Raw genomic sequence first — 4876 nt, 5'->3', positions numbered from 1 at the left:
GTCGAACTCGATGCTGCCGGGTGCCTCGGTGTCGGCTTCGGAGGAGGGGAACCGACCGCGTACCGAAGGTTCGCTGCGCAGCCCGCCCGTGGCGGGCGCGGTGGTCCTCGCGCGTTCGGTCCTGTGAGGACGGCGTCCGCGGCCCGTGCGGATTGCTCGCGCGGACCACGGACTGTTCGACGCTGCGAACGCGCAGGTCCCGGCACTGCCTCTGGTGAACCACCGCACTGCCGTTCAACTCCGGGCCACGTGGCGGTCGTCGGACCATGACCGCCGGGACACCGGCCGGTCCTAGAACTTCGCTCGTTCCCCGCTTTCTCCCACGCGAACCCGCACGCGCACCCGCGTCGAACGCACCGATCCGCAGTGAACTCCCAGTAGAACTCAAGAGAGGCACCTCCATGCCGTCAACTGCCGGGCACCACTCCACCTCTCCGGCCCGTGGACTCGCCGTCGGCCGACGGGGATTCCTGAAGACCTCGCTCGGCGCGTCGGCGGGCATGGTGGCCGCCCCGACCCTCGTCAGCTGGCTCGCCGCCGCCGACGCCAAGGCCGCGACCACCCTCGCGTTCGTCGACGACTACAAGACGAACATCCCTGCCAACCTCACCGCCGACACCAACGCGGTGGTCCGCATCCTCGGCGGCTTCGCACGGATATGGAAGACGGGTTCCGCCTGGAACACCGGCAGCGTGCTGCGGGCCGACATCCTGCGCGCCAACATGCGCTACTGCGCCCGCGTCACCACCCGGCGCACCGACGCCGAGGCGAAGAAGGCGTTCCTCTACGACCGCCAGCACCAGAGCTACGCGATGATCGCCGGCCTCGGCCCGCTCGCCGACCTCTACAAGGCCGGTGCCCTCGCGGTCACCTCGATCACCAGCGCGCCCGACACCACGCCCGCCACCACGATCAACGACGCCGTCCCGGCGGGCGCCCCGGCGGGCTCGGCGCTCGGCGCGGGTTCGCACGACTCGGCGCTCGGCAAGGTGGCCGAACTGGTCGACACGGTGCGCGGCACCTACGCCTCCGGGAACCCGTCCAAGTACGCCTACCAGTACCCGCGCCCCTGGCGGATGAACGAGGACAGCGAGGTCGTCGACACCGGGAAGACCGACGCCTTCGGCTACCCGGTCTACGAGTCGGACGTGGTCGTCGCCCCGCAGCTGCTGCGCCAGCGCAGCACCTCCCCCACCGACGACGGCGGTTTCCCCTCGGGGCACACCAACGCCTTCCACCTCGCCGGACTGGCCTACGCGTACGCGGTGCCGGAGCGCTTCCAGGAGCTGGTCACCCGCGCCCTGGAACTGAGCGACACCCGCATCGTGGCCGGTATGCACAACACGGTCGACGTGATCGGCGGCCGGATCATGGCCACCGCGCTGGCCGCCGCCACCCTCGCCGACCCGGCCAACGCCGACCTCAAGAAGGCGGCCCGCGCCCAGGCCCTCGCCTACTTCGAGGCGCAGACGGGCAGCACCGCCGACACCCTGTACGCCTACGCCCACTCGGCCGGCACCGCCACCGACCCGTACGCCGACCGCGAGGCCAACGAGCGCGCCCACACGCCGCGGCTGACGTACGTCCTGCAGCGGCAGGGCCGCGACCTGCCGCTCACCGTGCCCAAGGGCGCCGAGGTGCTCCTGGAGACCCGCCAGCCGTACCTCTCCGCCGACCAGCGCCGGGAGGTGCTGCGCACCACCGGCCTGCCCTCCGGGTACGTGCTCCTCGACGGCCCGGAGCAGTGGGGCCGCCTCGACCTGTTCGCGGCGGCGGACGGCTACGGCGCCTTCGACTCCGACGTCACGGTCGCCCTGGACGCGGCGGCGGGCGGCTTCGCGGCGGCCGACAGCTGGCGCAACGACATCGACGGCCGGGGCGGACTGACCAAGCAGGGCACCGGCACGCTGACGCTGACCGGCCGCAACCGCTACACGGGCGGCACCGTGCTGGCGGCGGGCACCCTGGTCGCCGGTTCGGACGACGCGCTGGGCCACGGCGACGTCCGGGTCTCGGGGGGCACCCTGCGGGTGACTGGGCGGGTGTTCGTGCGCGGTGCGTACACCCAGGACGCGGGCGCCCTGGAGGTCACCGTGGGCCGGGGCTGCAAGGCGCCGCTGACGGTGAAGCACCTGGCGGTCCTGGGCCGGGGCGCCACCCTCACCCTGAACCTCGGCACCGAGCGGCCGCCGGCCGCGGGCAGCACCCTCGCGGTGATCGACGCACCGCGACTGCGCGGTCAGTTCGACGAGGTGGAGCTGAACTCCGGCACGCTGCGGGCCGTACCCGTGTACACGGCGGACGGTCTGTCGGTACGACTCGTGAAGCGGTGACGCGCCCGGTGGCGGGAGCGGTGCGACAGTAGGGGCCATGACGGCCCGTGATCGCTCCCGTCACCGCGGGCCCGGTGTCCCCGCGGGGCGGATGATGGCAAGCGAACAGCAGTCGGTGCTCGACACCGACCTCCCCGTAGACCCCGGGCCCGGCCCGCGACCCACCGCGGCGGCCCGGCTCACCGCCGCCCTGCGCGCCCGCCGCCGCCTGCTGGTGCCGGTCCTGGCGGTGCTGCTGCTCGCCCAGATGGCGGCGGCGATGGTGACCACCGCGGTCCAGCAGACGCCCACCGTCGACGAGCCGGTCTACGTGGCCACCGCGACCGACTACCTGCACGAGCACCGGCTGCGCTACAACCCGGAGCACCCGCCGCTCGGCAAGCTCGTCATCATGGCCGGCATCGCGGTCGCCGACCCGCACTACGACCCCGCCTACCGGGGCGACCAGGGGCAGGTGGGACGGCACCTGCTGTACGCGTCGGGCAACGACCCCTGGCGGGTGATGCTCTGGGCCCGGTTGCCCATGATCGCGCTGACGCTGCTGTTCGGTCTCGTGGTCCTCGCCTTCGCCCGTGAGCTCCTCGGTACCGCGGCCGGACTGCTGGCCCTCGCGCTGTACTGCTTCTCCCCCGACCTGATCGCCCAGGGCTCGCTGGCCACCCTGGACGTGCCCGCGGCGGGGTTCGTGCTGACGTCGGCCTGGCTGGTGTGGCGGGCGAGACACCGGCCCCGGCTGTACCTGCCGCTCGCCGGGGCCTCGCTGGGCGCCGCGCTGGCGACGAAGATGAGCGCGCTGCCCGCGGTCCCCGTACTGGCGGCGCTGGCGGTGTTCTCGGTGTGGGGCCCGCGCCGCGGCCGTGCGCGGCGCGCCGTGACGGCCGCGGCGGTCACGGCGGTCACGGCGGTCGCCGTGGTGTGGCTCTCCTATCTGGCGGTCGACCCCCGGCTGCGTTTCCTGCCCGCCGCGCCCGTGCCGGCGGTGCACGGGCTGCGCGGCGCCCTGGTGGACCTGATGCCCTTCCCGGAGGCCTACCGGGCCGGCATGCGGGTCCAGTTCGCCCTGGAGGACCTGCCCTGGCAGGGCTACCTCTTCGGGCACCTGTACACCGGCTCCCGCTGGTACTACCTGCCGGCCGCCCTGCTGGTGAAGACCCCGCTCGGCATGCTGGCGCTGTGGGCGGCCGGTGCCGTCGCGATGGTGGCGGTACGGCGGCTGCGGCCGGCCGCGCCGTACCTGCTGTTGCCGCCGGCCGTGCTGCTGGCCTCGGCGATGACCGGGTCGCGGGACTTCGGGACGCGGTACGCGCTGTTCATGCCGATGTTCCTGGCGGTGGCCGGAGCCTCGGTGCTCGCGGTGCGGTGGCGCTGGTCACGGCCGGCGGCCGGGGCGCTGGTGCTGTTCGTCGCGGTCAGTTCGCTGCGGACGTTCCCGTTCTACCTGCCCTACTCCAACGAGGCGTTCGGCGGCCCCACCAAGACGCATCTGCGGCTGCACGACTCGAACGTGGACTGGGGCCAGGACCTGGGCAGGCTCGCCGACCGGCTGCGGGAACGCTATCCGGGACAGCGCGTCTGGCTGGTCTACAAGGGCAGCGGAGACCCGGCGTACTACGGCATCCACGCCGCCGATCCCCGCAAGGTGCCGCCCGGCGAGGTGCACGGGCTGCTGGTCGTCTCGGACTCGTGGGTCGCCAAGGCACGGGGCCGGCTGGCCGAGTTGATCCACAGCAGCCGGGCGGTCGACGAGGTCGGCCACTCCATCACCGTCTACCGGCGGTGAGCGCCGCTCCCGGTGCCGGGCGCCCCCGGATGCGCTCGGCCGCCGGGACGGTTCGCGACGGCGCACAACCCCTGGTCACCACGGGCCGTGAGCTATGTTGAATCCTCGTGGGAGACAAAGGAGGCGCTTCGGTGCCATCGCCGCAGCAGGCACGCGCACAGGCATCCGCGATCACGTCGGGCAAGACCGTGCCGGAGGCGGAGGCCGCACCCACGTCCCAGCTCCGGGAACTCTTCGACGGCCCCCGGCTCTCCCCGGGGCAGCGGCGCATCGCCCAGTACCTGATCGACCACATCACCGAGGCGGCCTTCCTGTCGATCACCGACCTCGCCGAGCGGGCCGGGGTCAGTCAGCCCTCGGTGACGCGGTTCGCGGGCGCGGTCGGCTTCAACGGCTACCCCGCGCTGCGCGAGCGGCTCCAGTCGATCGCGCTGCGCACCCTGGCGGGCGGGACCGGGCCCGCCACCGAGCACCGCAGCAACGAACTCCAGGCGGCCGTGGACGCCGAGATCGAGAACCTGGAGAACCTGCGCCGGGACTTCGCCGACCCGGACCGGGTGATCTGGATCGGCCGTGAGCTGTCCCGGTCGTCCCCGCTGACCGTGCTCGGCCTGCGCATCTCCGCCTCCCTGGCGGAGTACTTCGCCTACGCCGCCCGCCGTATCCATCCCGACGTACGGCTGGTGACCAGGGGCGGCAGCGTGGCCTACGACGCGCTGTTGCAGTCGCGCGAGGCGGGCGGCACCTGGATGCTGGCGTTCGG

The 4876-nt window shown here is 73.2% G+C and carries 3 protein-coding genes; all 3 read left to right on the top strand.

The window, feature by feature from the left end:
* Nucleotides 1-401: 401 nt before the first annotated feature.
* The gene (locus ABZ646_RS40020; RefSeq protein WP_360530707.1) at nt 402-2333 is read left to right on the top strand and encodes a phosphatase PAP2 family protein; all 1932 of its coding nucleotides are present in this window, start codon (nt 402-404) and stop codon (nt 2331-2333) included.
* Between the two features lie 37 nt (nt 2334-2370).
* Complete coding sequence (locus tag ABZ646_RS40015) at nt 2371-4113, top strand: phospholipid carrier-dependent glycosyltransferase (protein WP_360530704.1); 1743 nt, start codon at nt 2371-2373, stop codon at nt 4111-4113.
* Nucleotides 4114-4244: 131 nt separating this feature from the next.
* Nucleotides 4245-4876 (top strand): MurR/RpiR family transcriptional regulator (locus ABZ646_RS40010; RefSeq protein ID WP_360530701.1); only part of this gene is annotated, 632 nt, incomplete at its 3' end.

The sequence above is a fragment of the Streptomyces sp. NPDC007162 genome (assembly GCF_040634175.1).
In the GTDB taxonomy this organism is placed as follows: Bacteria; Actinomycetota; Actinomycetes; order Streptomycetales; family Streptomycetaceae; genus Streptomyces.
This window is presented reverse-complemented; position numbering and strand designations above follow the sequence as displayed.

Bases quoted from the DNA above. Each gene is read 5' to 3' on its own strand.
- ABZ646_RS40020 (WP_360530707.1), top strand. From the start codon at position 402: ATGCCGTCAACTGCCGGGCACCACTCCACCTCTCCGGCCCGTGGACTC.
- ABZ646_RS40015 (WP_360530704.1), top strand. From the start codon at position 2,371: ATGACGGCCCGTGATCGCTCCCGTCACCGCGGGCCCGGTGTCCCCGCG.